Source organism: Parvimonas parva (genome assembly GCF_016552165.1).
In the GTDB taxonomy this organism is placed as follows: Bacteria; Bacillota; Clostridia; order Tissierellales; family Peptoniphilaceae; genus Parvimonas; species Parvimonas parva.
The window spans coordinates 1-22,753 of the sequence record NZ_JACVDA010000009.1 but is presented as its reverse complement, the minus strand read 5'-3'; the positions used below and the strand labels follow the sequence as shown (position 1 = coordinate 22,753).

The following is a 22,753-nucleotide window of genomic DNA, read 5'->3' as shown; positions in this document are numbered from 1 at the left end:
AGTTTAATTAGTCAATTTTATCCAAATACTTAACTTGTTCTTTCTTTGGAAAATCCATATTATAATTTAACCTTGCAATCTTTTCAATCCTATCAACAGATTTATAAGGCTCAAGCTTAATATCATAATCATCTTTTTCTGTTTCTAATGAGCGAATTTCAGAGTTTAGTGCATTTATTTTTCTATTTTGTTGAGCAATATTTAGATATCCATATAAAATTACTACACTAAAAGCTAATGTAACAGTAGCAAATATAAAAAGTGTAATATTTTTATATAAACTGGATTCTCTGGTAATTCCGTAGGCTTTTTTCTTTTTCTCTAAAATTCTCTCATTTGACACATCTATATATTTTACTTGAGCCGTACTCATATAAATCCTCCTCCTAAATTTTTGAACAAACTCTTAGCTTTGAACTTTTTGACCTAGAATTTTTGTCCATTTCATCTTTTGAAGGTATTAAAGGCTTTCTTGTTAAAATTTTTATCTTAGGCTTATTGTTACAAACACAAACATATAATTCTTTAGGGCAAGTACAACCTTTTGCAAGATTCTTAAAAGAATCTTTAACAATCCTATCTTCTAAAGAATGAAAAGTAATAATACACAATCTGCCATTTTCATTTAATCTATCCACTATATCGGGAATAACTTTTTTTATAACTTCAAGTTCTCTATTAACCTCAATCCTTATAGCTTGAAACACCCTTTTTGCAGGGTGCCCACCCTTAGCCCTAACAGCTTTGGGAATAGCCCTTTCAATAATATCAACTAATTCAAAAGTAGTTTCTATAAACTTTTCTTTTCTATAATTAACTATAAATTCTACTATTCTTTTTGTCCATTTTTCTTCGCCATAGTTATAAAAAATATATTCCAAATCTTTAGAATCATAATAATTTACAACATCAAAGGCACTCTTTTCAAGACTTCTATCCATTCTCATATCCAATGGAGCGTCTATCATATATGAAAAACCTCTTTGACCATTATCTATTTGATAAGAAGAAACCCCTATATCCAATAGCACACCGTCAACTTTGCCTATTTCAAAATAATCTAATATTTCTTTAAAATTTTCAAAATTACTTTTATAAAACAAAACATTATTAGAAATCTTTAAAAGTCTTTCCTTTGCAACTGCTAAAGCCTCTTCATCTTGGTCAACACAAATAAGTTTTCCATCTTTTATTCTTTTTAATATTTCAGTTGAATGACCTGCGCCACCAACAGTTAAATCAACATAAATTCCATCAGGTTTTATATTTAAATTTTCTATTACTTCATCTAACATTATAGGTATATGATTAAATTCCATAACTAACTTCCTTAAAAATCAAGTCCGTCAAACTTTTCAGACATAATATTATCATCACTATATTCAGCTTCACTGTATTCATTCCATTTTTCCTTGGACCAAATTTCAATTCTATCAGAAACTCCAATAATCATTACATCTCTTTCAATCCCTGCGAATTCACGCAAATTTTTATTAACTAAAAATCTTCCTTGTTTATCTAAATCCGAAGTCATCGCACAACTACAAAAAAATCTTGTAATTGAACGAACATCTTTTTTACTCAATCCTTTTGAATTAAGTTGTTCTGTAAACTCATTCCATTTTGATTCTGTAAAAACAAATAAACAACCTTCAAGGCCGCGAGTTACAATAAAATTAGTTCCTAGTTCATTTCTAAACTTTGATGGCATAATTAATCTGCCCTTATCATCTAATGTATGAGGAAAATCTCCCAAGAACATTGCCATCACCTCCTAAAAACTAACTCCATTTTGCTCCATATTACCCCACATTTATTATTACAATTATATTTTATACTATTTTTTCATATTTTGCAACCCTTTTTACAAAAAATTTTCAAAAAATATTTTTTATTTTTCATAAAAAATACTAAAATTTCAACAATTTTAAAAAATTAATAAAAAGTGGAGGGATTTTTCTATTTTTTTCAAAAATTTTATGTTTTTTTTAAAAATTTGAATAAAAAAAAACTACATAGAACAAAACTATGTAGTTTAAAATTTTTTGTTATTAAATTTCTATTATTAAATATCTTTTCCGTATTTTCTATTTAAGAAGAAAAGTAAACTTCCAACAATTACTCCAACAAGAGAAAGCACTTGCGAAACTCTAAATCCTAAAAACATAAGACTATCCGTTCTAAGACCTTCTACAAAAAATCTTACCACTCCATAAAAAATTGCATAGAGTAATACAACTTCTCCTTTTTTCTTTTGGTATTTCCTAATATAAATCATCAAAAATGTAAAAACCAAAAGATTGCCAATGGATTCATATAAAAATGTTGGGTGGTATCTCTTCCCGTCAATGATAACTGCCCATGGTAATGTCGTTTCAGTTCCATGAGCCTCTTGATTTATAAAGTTTCCCCATCTTCCTATGGCTTGTCCAAGTATAAGTCCCGGAGCACAAACATCAGCTAAATCTCTAAAATCAATTTTTTTGAATTTTCCAAAAAAGTAAACCACAATTATTGCAACAATAACTGCCCCATAGATAGCAAGTCCACCTTCTCTAATGTTTATCATTGATAAAAAATTACCTTTATAACTTTCCCATTCGAATGCCACATAATAAATTCTAGCACCAATGACACTAAGAGGCAAAGCAAAAAGCAAAAGATTAGAAATTTCATCTTCTTTTATATTTCTAAGTTTAGAATTTTTTGTTGCCACAAAAAGTCCCATCATAATTCCGAAACAAATTATGATTGCATACCACATTATATCCACTCCGAAAAGAGAGAATGCGACTCTATCAATTTTAACTTCCATATTACCTCCTAATTATGCTCTTCAAATTTTATAGTTCTTAAAAAGAAATATATCAAAATAACAGCTACTGTCGATATCATAAGAACATTCACAAATAATGTAAAGAAAAATTCTTCTGGCAAAATTCTTATCATCAAATCCGTTTCATAGTCCAAAAGCCATAAATCATTACTAAAAAATAATTTATGAAAATAAATAAAACTTTCAGAAAAGAATAAAGAACAAATACCTAAAAAAGAAATTACTAAAGCATAAGAAATCAAAATATATTTCCTAAGCATATTAAAAAAATAATTTTCCTTTTTTGATAATTTGTAAATAATACCGGCTAAAGAAATTATAAGCAAGGTTATATATACAATTCTATCAAGCACAAATAATTTATATACATCTTCCATGTGCAAAATTTCTTTTTCATTAAAATTTTTCTTTAAAACTTCTTTATCTCCATTTTTAATAAATTTAACCAAAGAATCACTAGCCTCAGTTATCCATTCTTTAGATAAACCGGAAACCTCATCAATTTTATATTCACTATGAAAATTATTGTAATAAGAAATATCTTTAGCCATAAAATCTATCGAATACAATAGCACAAACAAAACTATACTTATGGAGATAAGAAAAGCAAATATCTTTTTCATATTATTCAACGTCTAAATCTTCAGGCACTTCCCAGTTATGATAAACATTTTGAACATCGTCATTATCTTCAAGTTGGTCAATCATCTTAACCATTTTCTTTATATTATCCGGATTTGAGATTTGAGAATTATTGCTTGGAACATATTCTAAATCACATTCACTAAATGTATATCCTTTTTCTTGTAGTGCATCTCTTAATGATATAAAATCAGAAACTTCTGAATAAATTGTATAAACTTCATCATCAGATTCAAAATCACTTGCTCCATTTTCTAAAGCAAAATCCATTAATTCATCTTCTTCAGCTTGTTCTCTTGACATTTCGATAACACCTTTTTTATCAAACATAAATAAAACCGAACCATTTTGTCCTAAATTTCCGCCATGTTTGTCAAATGCGTGTCTAACATCTGCCGCAGTTCTATTTCTATTATCTGTCAAACATTCAACTATAACAGCTATACCTTCAGGACCATATCCTTCATAAATTATAGTTTCGTAGTTACTTGCATCTCCATCTCCTGCACCTTTCTTTAATGCCCTTTCAATATTATCATTAGGCATATTTTCAGCCTTTGCCTTTTCAATAGCTGTCTTTAAAGATGGATTGTATTCAGGGTCTGCTCCACCCTCTTTAACTGCAACAATTATATAACGTGCAAGTTTTGTAAATATCTTTCCTCTTCTAGCATCTTCTTTTCCTTTTTTATGTTTAATCGTACTCCATTTATTATGTCCTGACATAATTACCTCCTAAAACTTTTAGCAAAATTTCTTTTGTGTTCAGAAATTTTTACCATTCTCTTTATTTTTTCTTCTATATTTGAATCTATTTTTTCATTATTTATAAATTTTTCTAAATCATCATAAGAAAAACCCATTTCATCTTCATCTGTTTGATTTTCAAAAAGGCCTGCACTCGGTGGCTTTTGAATTATCTTATCCGGAACACCTAGATACTTTGCAAGTTCATAAATTTCTTTCTTTGTAAAATCAACAAGTGGCATTAAGTCTGAGCCACTGTCCCCATATTTAGTAAAATATCCAACAGTAAATTCCGATTTATTGCCGGTTCCAGCTACCAAATATTTTTTTAGTTGTGCATAATAATACAAAGTTGTCATTCTAAGTCTTGGCTTAATATTTGCATAAGCCATTGAATTATCTCCATTTTCAACAGATTTTTCTAATTCAGAATAAGTCTTAGACAAATCAACCTTTATTGCATTTAAATTAAATTTTTCAATAACTAATTTAGCATCTTTTTCATCTTCTTCACAACTATTTATAGGCATCATAATAGCCAAAGATTCATCTCCAAAAGCAAGTTTTGAAAGTCCGGCAACAACAGCAGAATCAACTCCACCACTAAGCCCATAAACTATACCTTTACAACCAGCCTCTTTAACAGAATCCTGTAACCATTTAACAAGTTTATCAACAACTTCTTTCATCATTACACCCCCTCACATAGAACACCTTAAAATAAGGCATAAAAACTGTATTAATTTTATCATATTTTTAAAAAAATTTCTACAACTATAACAAAAAAAGCTACGATTACTCATAGCTTAAATTTTTTCTTGATATTCTCTAAAACTTTTATTTACATCAGCAATATGAAAATTATGGTGATTTTCTCTTTGGTCTTCAGGAGGTAATTTCATATAATCTCCATACAAAATTTTTAAATATTCATCATAATTTTCCGGAGCATTTACCTTTATTCCTTCAAAATCAACCTTTGTTCCTTTTCCTAAAAATTCTTTCTTGAAAGGAATTATAGAAAAACTATCTACCAAACAAGCAACATACTCAGACTCTTCAAAGCTAGGATTATCTTTAGGAACAGATAATTTTGAAAGGTCTGTCTTTAACTTATTAGGAATAGTTTCTCCGAGCTTATAAGTTAATTTTTTCCCTAATCCATTTAAAGTATTTGAAATAATATTAGTATCAGATTCTTCAAAAACAGGATTTTCTTTTACTCTCAAGTCCAAAACTTTATTTTGTCCTTTAACATATCCGTCAAAAGGAAAAATATCTATAAATACACCATGATTTATATCAACATCTACAACATGCTTTTCAAAAAGTGTTGTATCACTATCACGAAGTTTTGCAAAATTCAAAGCATACTTAGGGTCAGTATCCATAGTTTGAATAAAATAATTTTCAGGTAAAAATTTACTTCCTTCACTAATAAATTTATCATAATCAGGTCTTGGCATACAAACATCAATATCATCGTCCCAAGGAATGAATCCACCATGTCTAATCGCTCCTATAAGAGTTCCATAACTTATATAATAAGTTAAATTCATTTGTTCACAACAAGAAATAAATTCCTTTAAAATTTCCAATTCCTTTTTCTTTAAAGAATCAAAGTCTATATCAAACTTAGTCTTTTTAAATTCTCGTTTCATTCTCCAAGAATTTTTTGAATCAAACTTAAAAATCATTACTTTTCTTCCTTAGGTAATTGTAACATAACTAAATAACCTACAACAAACAAAGGAATTATACCAAGTATCGAATATCTAGGATTTCCGGTTAATGTAGTTATCAAGCTCATAATAAAAGGTCCTATTATAGCCGCAAATTTACCAAATATATTATAAAATCCAAAAAATTCATTCGCATTTTCTTTTGGAATTATCTTTGCGTAATAACTTCTACTCAACGCTTGAATACCACCTTGTGCAGATGCAATAAGTGTTGATAAAACAAAAACATGTAGTAAATTGCTCATAAAGTATGCAAATATAACTGAAATCATATATGTAGCGATGCCTAATTTTATCATATTTCTTGTTCCGAACTTACTTGCTAATCTTCCATAGATAATAGCAAATGGAAAAGCTACTATTTGAACATAAATAAGAATTCCTAAAAGTACAAGAGTATTAAACTTATCGGCATCTAAAACAGATTTAGAATAAGGAATTACCATTTTTATAATAGTATCTACTCCGTCAATATAAAGAAAATAAGAACATAAAAATATAACAACTATTTTATTTTTCTTAATATCCTTTAGAGTGTTAAAAATTGTTTTAAAACTTTCTCTAACAGGATTAGGGACAGGTTCAACTCCATAAATTTGCTCAACATTCTTATACATAGGAATGGTAAGTATCAACCACCAAAGAGCCGTTATAACAAAACCTATTTGGTAACCAAGAGGATTTTTCATTCCAAAAACCAAAACCGCTCCCAAACAAAACATAAATGGTATTACACTAGCTATGTAACCATAAGCAAATCCTGCTGTACTAATCTTATCCATTCTTTCATCATTAGTTACATCAACTAAAAACGCATCATAAAATATATTTCCTCCAGCAAAAGTTACACTTCCTAAAATAAAAAAAGTCATTAATAAAGGCAAGCCAAAATTATCAGCGAATGATAAAAATAATGTAGAAAAAATTGCAATAAGTGAAAATAATGTAAATAATTTTTTCTTCATTCCCTTAAAATCGGCAATAGTTCCAAGTATCGGACTAATAATCGCAATAATAATACTAGCAAATGAATTATAATAACCTAAATTCATTTCATTTCCACCAACCATTCCAAAATAAATTGGGAATAATGCAGTAGTAATTGCCATAGAATAAGCAGAATTCGCACAATCATATAAAATCCAGCTCAATTCTTTCTTTGAATAACCAAACATAGATTACCTCCAAATTATAAAATCAAAAGATAAACTTATTACCTTTTGCTAAACTTATTATACCATATTTTCCTGTAAAATAACTAAACTAAGGATAAATATGGTGAAATAAAATTCTCATCATAGAAAAGTTTATTAATGTTGATTTTATTATACCATATTTATCGATAAAATAACTAAACTAAGGATAAATATGGTGAAATAAAATTCTCATCATCATAGAAAAGTTTATTAATGTTGATTTTATTATACCATATTAAAAAACGATTGTCTATTTCAAATCAAATTTACATCAGGTTAATTTTTTTCAGTATTTTAATACAAAGAAATTCAGTCAACAAAAAAAGAGAGCTTTCGCTCTCCATTTTATCGTTTAAAATTATTTTAAAATATAAACTTTTACATTTCTTCTACCAAAAGCATGTGCCTTTGCTTTATCAGTATAACAAACGTCAATTCTATTACCTTTTATGGCACCACCTGTATCTTCTGCAACTGCATAACCATATCCTTCAACATAAAGTTTAGTTCCCAAAGGAATAACTGAAGGGTCAACAGCTACTACACCATATCTAAGTGGAGTTCCCATACGAGTTGTACTGTAACCACCATTTTCAGCAGGGTCATCTGTATAAGAAGTTGCATTCATAGTTAAAACTTTACTATAATTTAATTCTCCAGATTTCACTGTTTCAACAGTCTCAGGAGTTTTTTCTTGTTCTTTTGAAACAACCTTTCCGTCAACAATAGTTTCATCTTTTTTAACAGTAACCTCTTCTGAAACTGAATTTCCACCCTTTTTATCAGAACTTAAATCTGATAAAATAATTTCATTCTTAGATTTTTCAACTTCAAAGCCCGTAACTTCTTCATTATTCAATGAAGATAATATCGCTCTAAAAGATACATATTTACCTAACTCATCAGTTGAAACAAAGCTCAAACTTTTAACGTTAGATTTTGCAAGCATTTTTTCAATTTCTAAATTCATAGAATTTGAATCAATAATTAAATAGCCATAACCACTCTTATCAGCTAAGATATATGAACTTAACATATCTGTCAAGTTACCTCTCTCTGATAAAACTACATTTTCATTTAATTTTGATGAGTACTTATCTTTAAATATCTTTAATAAGTCTTTTCCATCTAAAGAATAACTCTTTATTTCTTTTTTATCTTTTTTAGATAAATCGTAAATTTTAGCTTTTACATCATCTTTAACAGAATTTACTCCGTCAAAGAAATATATACTATTTTCATTTTCTGAAAGTAATTTTTCATTAATATTCTTTGTTGAATCAAAAAGATACAAATTCATATTATAGATATGTGCATAATGAATTGCTCCTAAAACATCGGAACTTTCCTTAACATCAACAACTAAAAGATCTCTATTTCCTAAAAACTTATTTACATAAGCATTAGTATCTTCAGAATTAGTAGAACCAATTCTTTGGAATTTAATCTCTAAATTGTTTAAAACATCATCTGAAATTGAACTGCTATCTCCAACAACATACACTTGCTCACTATTTTTCAAAATACTTTTTGAGTTTTCATCAATATTGCCACCCTTTACAGGAATAACAACTCCGTTCTTATCCAATGAAAGCAAACCTGCCAAACTGAAGCTAATTTTATCATCTATATTAACTACATAAGATATTTTAGAAGAACTACCATTAGCACTATCCAAAATTCTGTTATTCACTTTTTCAATGGTTTTAGATTCAGATTCTGATGAAATTACAAAACCTCTAACCTTTTCATTCGCAAATGACTTAGATGAAAATCCAGAAAATGTAGCATAAACACACAAACATGCTAAAACACTTCTAAATATTGCTCTTTTCAAATAATCACTCCTTATTTAATTAATCAGCTATAACCTGATAATAGAATTATAATGATTTTATCTAAAATCGTCAACAAATTGTAACTTTTTCAAAAGTTTTTTACAAAAAATCATACAATTTAACAATCTTTTTAGCCAAAAATAAGTAATTTTAACATTTTTGTAACTTTTTTTGTTTTTTTGTTCCCCATTTTCCAAAGGTTACAGAATGATTACAAAAATTAGAGCATTTTTCAAAAGAAAAACTCAAAAATATTAAAAAATTGTAATATTTACTATTTTAATGATTTTTTTTCATTATTTTCCCTTGTATTTGAAAGATATGACATCAATGACATAGAAAAAATAAGTATAATTCCTATTAAACTATAGATACTAACTGATTCATTTAGTATTAATTTACCCAAAATAACAACAAAAACTATTCCTAAATAATTAAAGATACTAACATCAGAGGCATTTGCATATTGATAGCTGATTGTTAATCCAAATTGACCAACTGATGATGCAACTCCTATTAAAATCAAATAAATAAAAATTTTCAAATCCGGCATTACAAAATCTTTAAATATAAAAGGAAAACTACAAACAGTTGAAAATAATGAAAATATAAAAATTATAGTTTCAGTTCTTTCAGTTTTTCCGATTCTTGAAACACACATATATGCAATAGATGCGCTAAGTGCAGAAGTCATAGCAACTATAGATGGAAATAATCTTGAATCAAATTGTGGTCTTACAACAAAGATAGCACCTATAAATGAAAAAGTTAAAGTCAAAAATCTTTCCAAAGTAAATTTTTCCTTAAATATAAAACAAGCGATTAAAACCACAAAAATAGGGCTTGTCCTTTGTAATATCCCTGCATCTGCAACTACCATATTATTTATAGCATAAAAATTAAAAATAGTTCCTGCATATCCAAAAGCAGACCTCATACAAAGTAGTTTTCTATTTCTTTTATTTCCAAAAAAACTACTCCCTTTTATTAAAATATAAACAGTACAAATAATCAACATAACAAAATTTCTCATAAAAACTTGTTGCATAAGTGTAAACTTTCCTGATGTCAGCTTTACAAAAATTTGCATAAAACTAAAACCAAGTGTAGAAATAATCATAAAAATAATACCTAATTTTAAATTTGTACTTCTAGAATTGTCTGTCATAAACCCTCCTTTTAAAAAAATAAATGCCACCTTAGGTGGCATTTATTAAATAAATAATTTTAAGAAATTATTATAATGATGCTTCATAATCAGCGTCATTAGTTAATTCTTCTAATTCAGCTGGATTAGACATTTCAATTTTGCAAACCCAAGCAGCATAACAATCTTTATTGATTTCGCCTGGTTCGTCATCTAATACTTCGTTAACTTCAATAATTTTTCCTGAAACAGGAGCGTTGATATCACTTGCAGCTTTTACAGATTCAACTGATGCTAAAGAATCACCAGCTTCAACTTCATCATCAACTTCTGGAAGTTCAACATAAACGATGTCTCCTAAGTGGTCTTGTGCATAGTCAGCTAAACCAACTGTTGCGATGTTTCCTTCAACTTTTACCCAATCATGATCTTTAGTATAAAGTAATCCTTTTTCTACTCTCATTCTAATATACCTCCTAAAATTTTTACTATAACTCTACCCAAGTATGTACTAATATTTTGGATATTCATTACAATATTATAGTATACTTAAATTATAGTGTAGTTTTGAAAAAATTTCAATACCTTTTATTACTTTTTTTTATATTTTTTTCAAATTTATTCAAAAAAAACTATTTTTTTAAGTATTTACATTTAAAAAAGATTTTTTCATTATATTTCGCTTTAAATAAAATATCACAAAGAAAAAAATAGTATGAATTTTTAACATAAAATTTAATTATTTTATTTCAAATACCTCAAATTTAACTTCTATACCATTTAAATTTTTATTTCCTTTTTCTATAGTATTATAATTTTTAAATTTAACGCTTGGTTCCAATCTATCATTAGGATTTCCTATTGAAATCCAAAATTTTTTTCCAAAATCAAAGCCCCAAGCTCGAACAGAATTGTTTTTTTCTCCAAATATAAAACCGGCACTCGATTCAATTACATAGCCATCTTTTTTTATCCACAAAAATTTTTCGCTTTTCTTTGTAGTTTTTAAAGCTTTAACTGCTAGCCCCTCTTTTCCACCATAAAAAACTAAATAAAAATCGTCATTTTTATAATTAAATTTATGAGTATCTATATATCCAAAGGTTTTATGTTCATTATTAAAATTTTCATAAGCCAATTCTTTTGTTTCATAAATATTTTTTCCAAAATTAGAATAATTTTTTGATAAAGTATATTCAAGAAACAAAAACAAAACAACTACAATTGTAGAAATCGAATAAATAAGTTTTTTCTTAGTCATAATACCAACTCCTCTAAATTCAGATTAATTTTATTAAATTTTACTTTATCTAAATATATTATAACATAAAATTAATAAAAATTATTAAAAAATATTTAAAAATTAAATTGAAATTAAAAAAGTTATTGTAAAATTATATTTAATTTTACAATAACCCTTTTTAATCATTATATTTTAATAAATCTTCTTGTAACTTTAAAAGTCCAAGTCTTCCCAAATGAGTTATATCTTTAAAGAAATATGGAGTGTATGAATATTCACTATAATCTATTAAATTAACATTGTTGTCTTTTGCTATTTTTCTAATTTTTACATAATATTTTTCAATTTCAGATTTAGGAACTTCGGTATAATCTGCCCAATATCCTTGAAGTGGAACTAAAAAAAGATTAACTTTAAAGCCCAATTCTTTTGCAACATCCAAAAACAATTGTAAATCTTTATACTCTGGACTTTCTCCAAAAGTTATATTTTTATCTGATGATTTTAGTTTCTTAAACTTATTCTTTATAAAATGATTAAAATATTTATTTTCTAAAAAATATTTATTATTTGTAGTTTCTAATTTTCCTCTTTCTATAGCCTTATTTTTTAAATTTTCCCAATCAATATCTTTTGAAAATTTTTTATTATTTACACTATTATCTCTCTTATATTCTTTTAAAAAATTATTATTACAAATAAATTTATATTTTCTATAATACAATTTATTCAAAATTTTATCAAAATAATTATCTCTCTTCATTCTAGAAATAGTTGTTTTAGTTATTTCGTTATTAGAAGAAAGTTCTAGTATTCTATTATAGATTTTTTCTTTTGTTTCTTTAGATAATTTTTCATTTCTATAAAGATTATTCAAATGATCTAGAGAAAATCTAGGCTGAAAAGCATTAGGATTAGCCCCTTCTTTATCAAACCATTGCATAGACAAAATGAAATTAACAGTTTTATTTGGAACCTCATTACCTATAGAACCCAAAATAATAGAATGCATCAAGCTTTGATAGTATCCTCCACCTATCTGCATAATATTTTTATCTGAAAAATCTAAAAATTGTCTAGGATGCTCTTCAAAATCATTTCCTACTGTAAGTTCAGATGAACCAAGAAGTAGTATTGTATTTTTATTTATATTATTTACTAAAACATCATGAGAATTATATTTTTCATATGATACATTATATCTTATCGAATTGTTTTTAACAGTTAAATCTGCACTTCCTTTTGTGTAAAAACTTAAAAATGAATAAGAAATAATCGAAGATAACACAACCGACAAACATAAAGCTTTTAATCTTTTCATAACAACTCCTAAAAATTACTATATATAAATTCTTTTACGACATTAAAATCATACAAAGCGCAAAAAATTATAAGGCTTGTCATCATTATAGTATAAAAAACAACTCTAAGCCAAAATTCTTTAGTTTCTTTTTTTACCATAATCTACCTCCTAAAGCTCGTAAAATATGGACAAATTTTTCAGAAAATATGAAAAATCCGAACATAACTAAATTAAATGTAACAAAAATTGATGAATATTCAAACCATTTTTTGTTTTTATTTGATTTATAAAACTTAGTCTTTTGAAAATACTCTGTAATTGCAAGAATCATACCATGGTATAAGCCATACAAAAGATAGCTTAAATTAAGTCCATGCCAAATACCCATAACAGTCATATTAACTATATATGCAACCATTGCTGTCGTTAATTGCCTTTTAAAGGTTTTATTTTTAAACATTTTAAAAACTAATCTACTGAAAATAAAATCTCTAAACCAATGTGATAAACTGATATGCCATCTATTCCAAAAGTCTTTCATATCCTTTGCTAAAAATGGTTTATTAAAGTTCATAGGTGTTTCTATTCCAAATATTTTACTAACACCCACAGCCATTAAACTGTAACCTGCAAAGTCGAAAAACAGATAGAAACCATATAGGTACATATATATCAATAGGTTTGGAATTGTGTAACTTTTATTAGCAACAATTTCCATTTTATCAAAAATAACCTGAGATAAAATTAATTTATACACCAAGCCTTGTAAAATATATTCTATTCCCTTTCCTAAATTATCCAAATACTCATCTTTAGTAAATTTAGTTTCAAAATCTTTTAAAAATCTTCTACTTCTATCTATCGGTCCTGAGGCAAGTGTTGGAAAAAATATCATAAATAGTAAATAATCTACAAATTTTACTTCTTTGATTAAGCCGTCTTTTATTTCTATAAGCATTTGCATTACTTTAAAAGTGATATATGATATTCCTAAAAATCCTAATTTATAATGAATTTTTGTAAAAGGTAATACACGAGCTAAAACAAGTGGCATCAAACTTAAAATTATAAAAATGGATACCTTATCAAATTTATTTTCACTTTTCAACTTTAAATATATTTTTATAAGTGAAAATTCATATATTATAAACAAAATAAGCGAAAATAGTGAAGTTTTACTTTTTGAATAAACTAAAAAGCAAAAAATAAGTGATACAGCTAAAATATAATATTTGTTTTTCTTTTCTTTAATGCCAAAAATTACAGCCGGTACAATCATTAAAATAAGTATTAGCCAAAAATTTAAACCACTAAAAAACTCCATATTTAATTCCTACTCTTTAAAAATTCGATAATTTTATTTGGAGTATTAACCACTTCCTTATCCAACTCCATTATTCCTAAAGTAATTCCTAAGTTTTCTTCAACCTCAACTATGAATCTAACAAGTCCAAGTGAGTCCATAAGACCCTCTTCAAATATATTCATATCAGGTGTTTCTCTTAAATCTTCTTCACAAATGTCCTCTAAAATTTCAAAAACTTTTTCTTCCATAACAATCCTCTCTACTTACTTTCTAAAATTTTCTTTAATTCTTTTCTATCTATCTTTCCATTGTTATTCATTGGTAATTTTTCTAAAAATTTAAATTTTTTAGGTACCATATAACTTGGAACATATTTTTGTAACTCTTCCTTTAAAAACTTCGTATATGCTTTCTCATCTGTAACATCATTACAAACCATAACAGCAGTGATACTCTTAACTTTATTGTCCAAATCGTAATTTGGCAATGCACAACAAGAGATTACCCCTTCAACATTCAAAAGATTACTCTCAATATCTCCAAGTTCTATTCTATATCCATTTAATTTAACTTGAAAATCTTTTCTATTTGAGAAAAATAAATTTCCATCTTTAAAATATCCTAAATCACCGGTTCTATATCCTCTTTGTCCATCATCAGAAACAAAAAACGCCTTTTCAGTTTGAGTAGGATTTTTATAATAACCACTACTTACAGTATCGCCGATTATTACAATTTCTCCAACCTCTCCGTCATTTAAAACTCTATCATTTTCTCTAATTTCAATTCTAGTTCCATTTTTTGTATCTCCAAGTGGAATAATATCGAACTTTTCTAGTACATCATCTGTAACTAAAATATCCGTAATACAAACTGTTGATTCAGTTGGACCATAAGTATTTATAACTTTTGCATTCGGAAATCTCTCCCTTAACCTTTGAGCAGTTTTCTTTGTCAAAACCTCTCCACAGAATAAGAAATACTTTAAATTTTTAATATTTTCAGAATTAAACTCCTTTAAAGACAAACACATATCAGCAAATGATGGCGTAGAAACCCAATTTGTAATATTGGACTTTTCTAAATTTGCATAAAGTTTAGAAAAATCTTGTTGATCTTCCTTAGTTATAGCAAATAATGTAGATTCTGAATATAAAGACAAATACAAATCCATTACGGATAAGTCAAAAGAAAAAGGAGCCTGATTCAAATAAACTTTATTTTTCTCATTGCCTACAACATTATGTATCCAATTAATATAATTGTTTAAATTATCGTAAGTTATTTGCACTCCTTTAGGTTTTCCTGTACTTCCGGATGTAAAAATTATATAGACAATATCATCTCCACTAATTTCATATAATCCGTCAGTAGAAATATCATCATATTTTTCATCGTGGATAATATCAAGAATGTTTTTTCTATTTAATAAATTGTATTTTTCATCGACAACTAAATCTTCAGTAAAAATTGAAAATTTTGATTCTGTAACACTTAAAACATCTTCTACTCTATTTTTAGTAAAAGAAATATCCATAGGGCAATAAGGGTGGCCCGACTTTGTACAAGCCAAAAAGCTAACTAACATTAAAAAATCTTTATGTCCATATACAGGAATAGCATCTTTATTTCCATTTTCAAAATTTTCTAAAATATATTTTGCAAGTCTATCTGAATATAGCATAAGCTCACTATACGAAATGGATTTTTCATTACATATATAAGCAATCCTATTTGAATTTTTATAACTATTAAAAACTTCCAAATATCTCACAAAATCACCTCCTCATTAACTGTTAAAGTATAACATATACCTAATATTTTTTCAATACATATAATTTTCTTTTTATTACATTTTACAATATAAACTTTAAATAAAACTAAAACAATCATATAAAAAACAAAATTTAAAAAATAATTTTTAAAAAAATGAGATGCTATGGCACCTCATTTAAATTTTAAAATATTCTTTTATTATTTTTGCAATTTTTTCATATTCATCAGGCTTAAATTGTTTAATATCCAAATTATGCTCAATATCTGAAACTATTGCTATTAATTTTTCTTTTTCAGAAATTATCTTTGTTGAATATCCACTTCTATAAATTTCAATTCTATCTAGTTTTTCCCATTTATATCCTTCAACTAAAATAAAATCATACTCAGTCATTGTTTCTAAAACATCATTTAGCGATTTTTCATAATTTAAATTTTCAACCGTTATAACTCTATTGGGGCTTATCATCTTAACACAACTTGCACCACTTTTTGAAAAAATATAACTGTCCTTTCCTTCTCTATCAAAGTCGAACTCTTTATGATGATGCTTTATAACTCCTACTTTTAAACCTTCTTTTGAAAAAATTTCAAGCAAATTTTTTATTAAAGTTGTCTTACCTACATTGGAACATTCTCCGACAATAGATATTGCTTTAGTTTTCATATAAAAACTCCACTTCAACAATTTCTCCTTTAGAAATTTTAGTTTCCTTTGGAACAATTACTATGGAATTTTTACCTACCATTGTGGATAATACTCCTGATTCTTGTCTTTCTTCAAGCTCTGTAAAGTATTTTCCATCTTTATAAAATGTATTTGCTCTTAATATTCTATCTACTTTAGCTTTCTTTTCGAACCCGTTAATCAATTCACTTTTAACTTTAAGCATATCTACATTTTTATTTTGCATTTTTAAAATTATCGGTCTAACATAGAGATAAAAATTCATAAAAGATGCAGCGGGATTCCCTGATAGTGCAAAAATAAATTTATTTTTATACTTACCAAAGAAAACATGTCCACCCGGTTTTGCAGAAACTCTTGTAAAAATAGTTTCAACACCTATTTTATCAAGTGCAGTCAAAACAAAATCACTATCTCCAACAGAAATTCCTCCGGTAGAAATAACTATATCACTATTTCTTATAGCTTTTTCATACATATCAACCAAGGTATCCAAGTCGTCCTCAACTTTTCCGTATTGAATAACATCAGCATTATACATTTTTCCAAGTTGTTCAATGGTATAGCTATTACTATTTCTTATCTTTCCATCTTCCATTTCGTCTGTAACATCAAGCAATTCACTACCTGTTGCAAATACACTAACCACAGGAGATTTAAAAACTTTAACAAAAGGAATTCCAAGACTTGCTAAAACTCCAATTTCAGCAGGAGTTATAACTGTTCCTTTTTTTATAATTATATCGCCTTTTTTTACATCTTCTCCTAATTTAACTATATTTACATTTTTACCTATCGGAGAAAAAATTTTAACTTCTTTTTCAGAAAATTCTGTATCTTCATACCTAACAATACAATTAGCACCATTTGGAACTTTTGCTCCCGTCATTATCCTAACTGCCTGTCCTTCAAATACTGATTTTTCAGAAACCTCCCCAGCCATTATTACATCAATAACTTCAAGAACTATCGGGCTTTCTTTTGTTGCTTTTTCAACATCTTCTTTTCTAAAAGCATAGCCGTCCAAAGGTGATTTGTCAAAACTTGGTATATTAACTTGTGATACTATATCTTCTGCTAAAACCCTTTTTAATGCATCATTAAAATATATTTTTTCAAATCTTTCTTCAATATCTACTTCATCAACAATTTTTCTAGCATCTTTTAATTCAATAGGTAAAAAATTATTAATTATCATATTCCCCTCCTACATTTTCATAATCATATTTCTTTCTCATTTCTCTTTGTCTAAGTCTTTTTTCTTTTCTTTCTCTCATTTTTCTTTTTTGTTCAAAAGAATAAATTTCATTAATATTTATTAGAGTATTTAAAATAAATATAATTACGGCTATTATAGATAATCCTTTATTTCCGCCAACAATTCTAAAGATAATTCCTAAAACTATTATAATTGCAATTCTAAAATTAACTTTTCTACCTAATAAAATTGGTTCTAAAACTAATCTAACACTCAATATTGTAAGATACAATACAGCCAAATTTGATGCAATAACAGCCTCTCCTTTTATCAAATTAACTACAATTTGATAGCAAAGATAAAGTCCGTTTCCTATAATAGGAACAATTTCCAAAACACCCATAATAAGCCCTGCTTTAAATATACCTGAATAATTCATAAGATAAACGGCTACCAATGAAGTAATCAACGCTAACAATACTAATATGCCTTGAACTTGTAAATAATCTTTAAAAGTTTTCTTTCCTTTTTTCAAAAGAGCATTTATATAGTTTAGATACATTTTTCTTCCTCCTCTACATTTTTTCTAATAATTGATACATATTTTTTTTATAATTATCAACTCCAGGTTGGTCAAAAGGATTAACCCCTAACATATAGGCTGAAATAGCACAAGACATTTCAAAAAAGTAAATTAATTTACCAATATTATATGCGTCCAATCTTGGAATTTTTATCTTTACAGTAGGAACTTTCCCGTCTGTATGAGCCTTTCTAGTTGCTGTTACAGCAACTTTATTTATATCATTTAAAGATTTTTTTGATAAGTAATTCAATTTATCAAAATCATCTTCAACAAAAGGAATTATAATATCATTTTTTAAATTTTCAACTTCAATTATAGTTTCAAAAGTTATCTTATTTCCATCTTGAATCATTTGACCAAAAGAATGCAAATCTCTTGTAAAAATAGCGCTTTCAACATAAAGTCCTTTACCATTTTTACCTTCGCTTTCTGCAAATAATTGTTTCCACCATTCTTGAAAATAAGAAAGTTTAAATTCGTGAGCTACCAAATATTCTATTTCTTTTTTCTCATCTTCAAACATTACATTTCTAATAATTGCATATTTTAAAGCAACATTATTTAAACTTTTTTTCGTATATTCTTCCAGTCCGTCGTTAGCTCCGAGTAAAATAGCATCGGTATCAATTTCGGCACACATAATTGGAAATAGTCCAACGGCAGTTAAAACTGAAAATCTTCCTCCAATATCATCAGGAACACAAAAAGTTTCATAGCCAACCTTTTCACTCATTTCTTTTAATATTCCTTTTTTTGAATCTGTTGTAACTATAATTCTATTTACAGATTCTTTTCCATATTTTTCTTCACAAAGCTCTTTTAAAACTCTAAAAGCAATAGCTGTTTCAAAAGTACTTCCAGATTTTGAAATTACATTTATATAAAAATCTTTATCTTTAATATAATCAACCAATTCACTTAAATAATCACCACTTAAATTATTTCCGGCAAATACAATATCCAGACCATTTTGCTTAAAATATGGTTTTAATGCCTTGATAACCGCTTTAGAGCCGAGAAAGCTTCCTCCAACTCCAACTACAACTAAAACCTCTGCTTTTTTTACCTTTTCAGATAAATTTTTCATTCTACTATATTCTTCTCTATCATAAACTTCAGGATGAGTAATCCAACCTAAAAATTTATTTCCCAATCCATTTTTATTCAAAATGAAATCAAGAGCTTTAAAGCCTTTTTCTCTATATTTTTCAAAATTTAATGAATATGAATATTCATCATTTTGTTTTTCAAAAAAGTCAATTTCAAAATTATTATATTCCATCTACAAAATCCTCATACTTAATAATGCAATATCATCTTCTTGAACTCCGTATCTAAATTCAGAAACATCTTCAACTAATTTATCTAAAAGCTCCCTACCTAAAAGAGAATTTTTATATTTATCTACTGCATTAAAAAATCTTTCTTCTCCATATTCTTCTCTATTTTCATTTTTTGTTTCAGTCAAGCCGTCTGTGTAAAACAAAAGACAATCACCATGACAAAGCTTAGCCTTACCAACAGAATATCCACTATCTTGGAATAACCAAGAAATAGGTAATCCACTCAACTCTAAACGTAAATTTTTATTTTTATTAAATAAAATAGGAATAGAATTATGTCCGGCATTTGAATATTCAAACTCACAAGTATTTTTATTATAAATTCCTAAAAATATTGTAAAATACATTTCTAAATTCAACTTTGAAAATTCCTTTGATAAAGCCATAAGTATTTCTCTAGGATGCTCAATTTTTCTTCCATAAACCAACATTCTAACTGAAAATTTTATAAACATTGTTATCATACTTGCTGAAATACCATGTCCCATAACATCTGCAATATAAACACAAACTTTATCATTCGGTAATTCTATAACATCAAAAAAATCTCCTGATAACTGGTCAGATGATATGTATTTATATTCTAAATCCAATCCATCTACATGATTTAATTTAGATAAAAGACCTTTTTGAATATCTGATGCAGTTAGCATATCATTCTTTATCATTTTTTGGTGTTTTATCAAATCCTTTTGTAATTTATTTGCCTCTGTAATATCTCTAAAAACCTCAATACAACCCCAATATTCCTTATTAGAGTCAAAAATAGGACTACTCTTTACAAAAAAATCTCTCCCTCCAACTGATAATAACTCAGTTGTAACATCTTCTTTATGTCCAATAGGTGCAACACATTTTAACGAAGAAAAAACTCTATCTTTTTTATCTACATTTTCATCAGAGAACAAACAAAACTTTCCTTCTTCATCTTTCAAAAATTTTTTCATACTTGAATTAGTATATACTATTAGTCCCGTTTTATCGAAAACTCTAACCAAGTCCTCCATAAAATCTACCAACTCAAAATTCCAATGTGTAAATTCGTCCATATACATACTGCTATCTCCCACTATTCGGTTTTGGACCATAAAATTGATAAAAGTCAACCTTTATTCTTCCGTTAAAAAGCTTTCTCTTTCTATCAGCTTTTTTTCCATACAATCTTTCAAAACTTTCCATACTTGTTATTAAATACACACTCCAAGTATCTAACTCTTTAAATTTTGCACCAAAATCTCTATAAAGTCTTTCTACTTCTTTAATATCCCCCATACGTTCACCATAAGGTGGATTAGTTACTACAACTCCATACTCATTATATAAATCAACATCTCTCATATCTTTTATGAAAAAAGAAATTTCATCTTCGACACCTAAAATATCTGCATTATCCCTAGCTCTTAAAATTGAACGCTTATCTATATCTGATCCTAAAATCTTTAAATCTGTATCATAATCTATTAAAGCTCTCGCTCTATTTTTTTCATTTTTTAAAGCATCTTTATCAAGTAAATTCCAATTTTCAAAAGCAAAATTTCTCATAATTCCGGGAGCAATATTTCTTCCAATCATATATGCCTCAATACAAAGCGTTCCACTTCCACAAAATGGGTCATAAAATACTCTGCTTGGCTCCCAAAAAGATAAACTAATCATAGCACTTGCCAAAGTTTCCTTTAGAGGAGCATCTCCTGCTCTTTTTCTATATCCCCTCTTATGCAAAGCCTCTCCGGAAGTATCAACAGTAACTGTCGCAATATCCTTTAAAATAGAAACTTCTATATAATACAAAGCATCTGAACTCTCATCAAACCATTCAACATTATAAATATCTTTTAGCCTATCAACTATAGCCCTCTTTGTAATTTTTTGAATATCTGATAAACTGAAAAGTTTAGACTTAACACTATTTGCATTAACGGGAAATTTATCATTTACAGAAATCAAGTCTTCCCACTTTATCTTTTTTATTCCTTGATATAAATCTTCAAAACTTAAAACTTTAAATTCATCTAATTTAAGCAAAATTCTCTCTGCACATCTAACCCAAAGATTAACCTTTGCTATATCATTAACATTCGCCAAAAATTCAACCTTACCGTCAGAAACATTTATATCATCAAAACCTAATTTTATTATCTCTCTTTTAACAATCGCCTCTAGTCCAAAAGCACAAGTTGCAATCAAAGTAACTTTTTTCATCATTTCTCCATTTATATAAAAATTTAATTCCCTCAAGACCCCCATATTTTCACAATAATTAGAATTATTTGTATCCATAAGAACCTTCTTGTTTAACAATAAAAACTATTTTATCATTAAATATAATTATATCAAATTTACATAAAAAAAACAAAAAAATATTGAAAAATTTTTTGAACTTTTGCTATAAAACGAAAAATTTGGTATAATTAGACTCGTGTTGAAATAATTAAAATTTTTATTTCAATAAATTTTACATAAAAAATAAAGGAGGATTTATGAAAAACATTTCAACAAAAACTATAACAAAAATTGGAATATTAAGTGCACTTGTAATTATTTTATCACTTTCACCTATCGGATTTATACCATTAGGACCTGTTAGAATAACAACCGTACACATTCCAATAGTCTTAATCGCATTAGTTGAAAAACCAACCGTATCTTTCTTTGTAGGATTAATTTTTGGATTATTTTCATTTTTTCAACATTTATCAGGCATAAGCCCATTGTCCTTCATGTTTGTAAATCCATTTGTTTCAGTATTACCAAGAGCATTAATAGGACTTGGAACATATTACACATTTAACTTTGTAAAAAAATATATAAAAAATGTATTTAATGTGATAATCGCAAGTATGATCGGAACAATGATAAATACATTCGGTGTATTATCAATGGCATACATATTCTGCTCAAGTCAACTTTATGAAGTTCTAAAAATTAATCCGGCAAAATTTTTATTCACAATCGCAATATCTAATGGTATTCCAGAAATAATTGTTTGTTCAATATTAGTACCAATGATTTACAAAAGTTTACAAAAAATTCTAAAAACAATTTAAAAAAAGACAGAAATTTTAAAAATTTCTGTCTTTTTCGTTATTTATTTCTTTTCTTTGATGAAATAACCAATCCTGCCATTCCAACTAATACCATTGATATACTTGAACTCAATCC

The 22,753-nt window shown here is 27.1% G+C and carries 25 protein-coding genes; 1 reads left to right on the top strand and 24 read right to left on the bottom strand.

The genetic code is table 11. The features are described from left to right. Window positions 1-7 precede the first annotated feature (7 nt). From IBJ83_RS04000 to IBJ83_RS03890, 24 genes are all read right to left on the bottom strand, one after another. Window positions 8-373, bottom strand: coding sequence for a septum formation initiator family protein (locus IBJ83_RS04000; protein WP_201275397.1), 366 nt, complete (start codon window positions 371-373; stop codon window positions 8-10). Between the two features lie 13 nt (window positions 374-386). Then, complete coding sequence (gene rsmH, locus IBJ83_RS03995; protein ID WP_201275396.1) at window positions 387-1,319, bottom strand: 16S rRNA (cytosine(1402)-N(4))-methyltransferase RsmH; 933 nt, start codon at window positions 1,317-1,319, stop codon at window positions 387-389. A gap of 11 nt (window positions 1,320-1,330) precedes the next feature. After that, complete coding sequence (mraZ, locus tag IBJ83_RS03990) at window positions 1,331-1,768, bottom strand: division/cell wall cluster transcriptional repressor MraZ (protein WP_082713885.1); 438 nt, start codon at window positions 1,766-1,768, stop codon at window positions 1,331-1,333. 297 nt (window positions 1,769-2,065) lie between these two features. Then, window positions 2,066-2,815 carry a prolipoprotein diacylglyceryl transferase gene (gene lgt / locus IBJ83_RS03985; RefSeq protein WP_082713886.1) on the bottom strand — a complete coding sequence of 250 codons (750 nt, stop codon included), beginning with the start codon at window positions 2,813-2,815 and terminating at the stop codon, window positions 2,066-2,068. Between the two features lie 8 nt (window positions 2,816-2,823). Next, window positions 2,824-3,459: a TIGR01906 family membrane protein gene (locus IBJ83_RS03980; RefSeq protein WP_201275395.1), complete on the bottom strand. Its 636-nt coding sequence runs from the start codon at window positions 3,457-3,459 to the stop codon at window positions 2,824-2,826. 1 nt (window position 3,460) lies between these two features. Continuing rightward, entirely contained in the window at window positions 3,461-4,204 is a 744-nt protein-coding gene (locus tag IBJ83_RS03975) for a YebC/PmpR family DNA-binding transcriptional regulator (RefSeq protein WP_201275394.1), read from the bottom strand. A gap of 2 nt (window positions 4,205-4,206) precedes the next feature. Beyond that, window positions 4,207-4,914: an NAD(+) synthase gene (gene nadE, locus IBJ83_RS03970; protein WP_068472887.1), complete on the bottom strand. Its 708-nt coding sequence runs from the start codon at window positions 4,912-4,914 to the stop codon at window positions 4,207-4,209. Window positions 4,915-5,031: 117 nt separating this feature from the next. Beyond that, complete coding sequence (locus IBJ83_RS03965) at window positions 5,032-5,922, bottom strand: LicD family protein (protein WP_068472889.1); 891 nt, start codon at window positions 5,920-5,922, stop codon at window positions 5,032-5,034. Further along, the gene (locus IBJ83_RS03960; protein ID WP_201275393.1) at window positions 5,922-7,142 is read right to left on the bottom strand and encodes an MFS transporter; all 1,221 of its coding nucleotides are present in this window, start codon (window positions 7,140-7,142) and stop codon (window positions 5,922-5,924) included. Before IBJ83_RS03960 ends, IBJ83_RS03965 begins: the two co-directional genes overlap by 1 nt. Before the next feature lie 379 nt (window positions 7,143-7,521). Continuing rightward, window positions 7,522-9,000, bottom strand: a complete 1,479-nt coding sequence (locus tag IBJ83_RS03955; protein ID WP_068472893.1) for a 3D domain-containing protein — start codon at window positions 8,998-9,000, stop codon at window positions 7,522-7,524. A gap of 275 nt (window positions 9,001-9,275) precedes the next feature. Beyond that, a complete protein-coding gene (locus IBJ83_RS03950; protein ID WP_201275392.1) occupies window positions 9,276-10,169 on the bottom strand; it encodes a DMT family transporter in 894 nt (297 codons plus the stop codon). 70 nt (window positions 10,170-10,239) lie between these two features. Continuing rightward, on the bottom strand, window positions 10,240-10,611 hold the full coding sequence (gene gcvH / locus IBJ83_RS03945; RefSeq protein ID WP_068472897.1) for a glycine cleavage system protein GcvH: 372 nt from the start codon (window positions 10,609-10,611) through the stop codon (window positions 10,240-10,242). A 276-nt stretch (window positions 10,612-10,887) separates the two neighbouring features. Beyond that, window positions 10,888-11,409: a hypothetical protein gene (locus IBJ83_RS03940; RefSeq protein WP_201275391.1), complete on the bottom strand. Its 522-nt coding sequence runs from the start codon at window positions 11,407-11,409 to the stop codon at window positions 10,888-10,890. A gap of 160 nt (window positions 11,410-11,569) precedes the next feature. Beyond that, window positions 11,570-12,712 (bottom strand): D-alanyl-lipoteichoic acid biosynthesis protein DltD, encoded by a 1,143-nt coding sequence (dltD, locus tag IBJ83_RS03935; RefSeq protein ID WP_201275390.1) that lies wholly within the window; start codon window positions 12,710-12,712, stop codon window positions 11,570-11,572. Window positions 12,713-12,720: 8 nt separating this feature from the next. Beyond that, entirely contained in the window at window positions 12,721-12,852 is a 132-nt protein-coding gene (locus tag IBJ83_RS08485) for a hypothetical protein (protein ID WP_255353727.1), read from the bottom strand. Then, window positions 12,846-14,018, bottom strand: a complete 1,173-nt coding sequence (gene dltB, locus IBJ83_RS03930) for a D-alanyl-lipoteichoic acid biosynthesis protein DltB (RefSeq protein ID WP_201275389.1) — start codon at window positions 14,016-14,018, stop codon at window positions 12,846-12,848. The genes IBJ83_RS08485 and dltB overlap by 7 nt, the downstream gene beginning before the upstream one ends. 2 nt (window positions 14,019-14,020) lie before the next feature. Beyond that, window positions 14,021-14,248, bottom strand: coding sequence for a D-alanine--poly(phosphoribitol) ligase subunit DltC (gene dltC / locus IBJ83_RS03925; RefSeq protein ID WP_068472899.1), 228 nt, complete (start codon window positions 14,246-14,248; stop codon window positions 14,021-14,023). Between the two features lie 11 nt (window positions 14,249-14,259). After that, a complete protein-coding gene (gene dltA / locus IBJ83_RS03920; RefSeq protein ID WP_201275388.1) occupies window positions 14,260-15,774 on the bottom strand; it encodes a D-alanine--poly(phosphoribitol) ligase subunit DltA in 1,515 nt (504 codons plus the stop codon). 177 nt (window positions 15,775-15,951) lie between these two features. Beyond that, window positions 15,952-16,443, bottom strand: coding sequence for a molybdopterin-guanine dinucleotide biosynthesis protein B (gene mobB, locus IBJ83_RS03915; protein WP_201275387.1), 492 nt, complete (start codon window positions 16,441-16,443; stop codon window positions 15,952-15,954). Then, window positions 16,433-17,662, bottom strand: coding sequence for a molybdopterin molybdotransferase MoeA (locus tag IBJ83_RS03910; RefSeq protein ID WP_201275386.1), 1,230 nt, complete (start codon window positions 17,660-17,662; stop codon window positions 16,433-16,435). Before IBJ83_RS03910 ends, mobB begins: the two co-directional genes overlap by 11 nt. Continuing rightward, the gene (locus tag IBJ83_RS03905) at window positions 17,652-18,224 is read right to left on the bottom strand and encodes an AI-2E family transporter (protein WP_201275385.1); all 573 of its coding nucleotides are present in this window, start codon (window positions 18,222-18,224) and stop codon (window positions 17,652-17,654) included. The genes IBJ83_RS03910 and IBJ83_RS03905 overlap by 11 nt, the downstream gene beginning before the upstream one ends. Before the next feature lie 13 nt (window positions 18,225-18,237). After that, window positions 18,238-19,530 carry a glucose-6-phosphate isomerase gene (locus IBJ83_RS03900; RefSeq protein ID WP_201275384.1) on the bottom strand — a complete coding sequence of 431 codons (1,293 nt, stop codon included), beginning with the start codon at window positions 19,528-19,530 and terminating at the stop codon, window positions 18,238-18,240. Continuing rightward, entirely contained in the window at window positions 19,531-20,646 is a 1,116-nt protein-coding gene (locus IBJ83_RS03895) for a SpoIIE family protein phosphatase (protein ID WP_201275383.1), read from the bottom strand. Between the two features lie 4 nt (window positions 20,647-20,650). Further along, on the bottom strand, window positions 20,651-21,793 hold the full coding sequence (locus tag IBJ83_RS03890; protein WP_201275481.1) for a THUMP domain-containing class I SAM-dependent RNA methyltransferase: 1,143 nt from the start codon (window positions 21,791-21,793) through the stop codon (window positions 20,651-20,653). A gap of 278 nt (window positions 21,794-22,071) precedes the next feature. Between IBJ83_RS03890 and IBJ83_RS03885 the strand changes: the two genes are divergently transcribed. Next, window positions 22,072-22,638, top strand: a complete 567-nt coding sequence (locus IBJ83_RS03885; RefSeq protein WP_201275382.1) for an ECF transporter S component — start codon at window positions 22,072-22,074, stop codon at window positions 22,636-22,638. The last annotated feature ends 115 nt before the right edge of the window (window positions 22,639-22,753 follow it).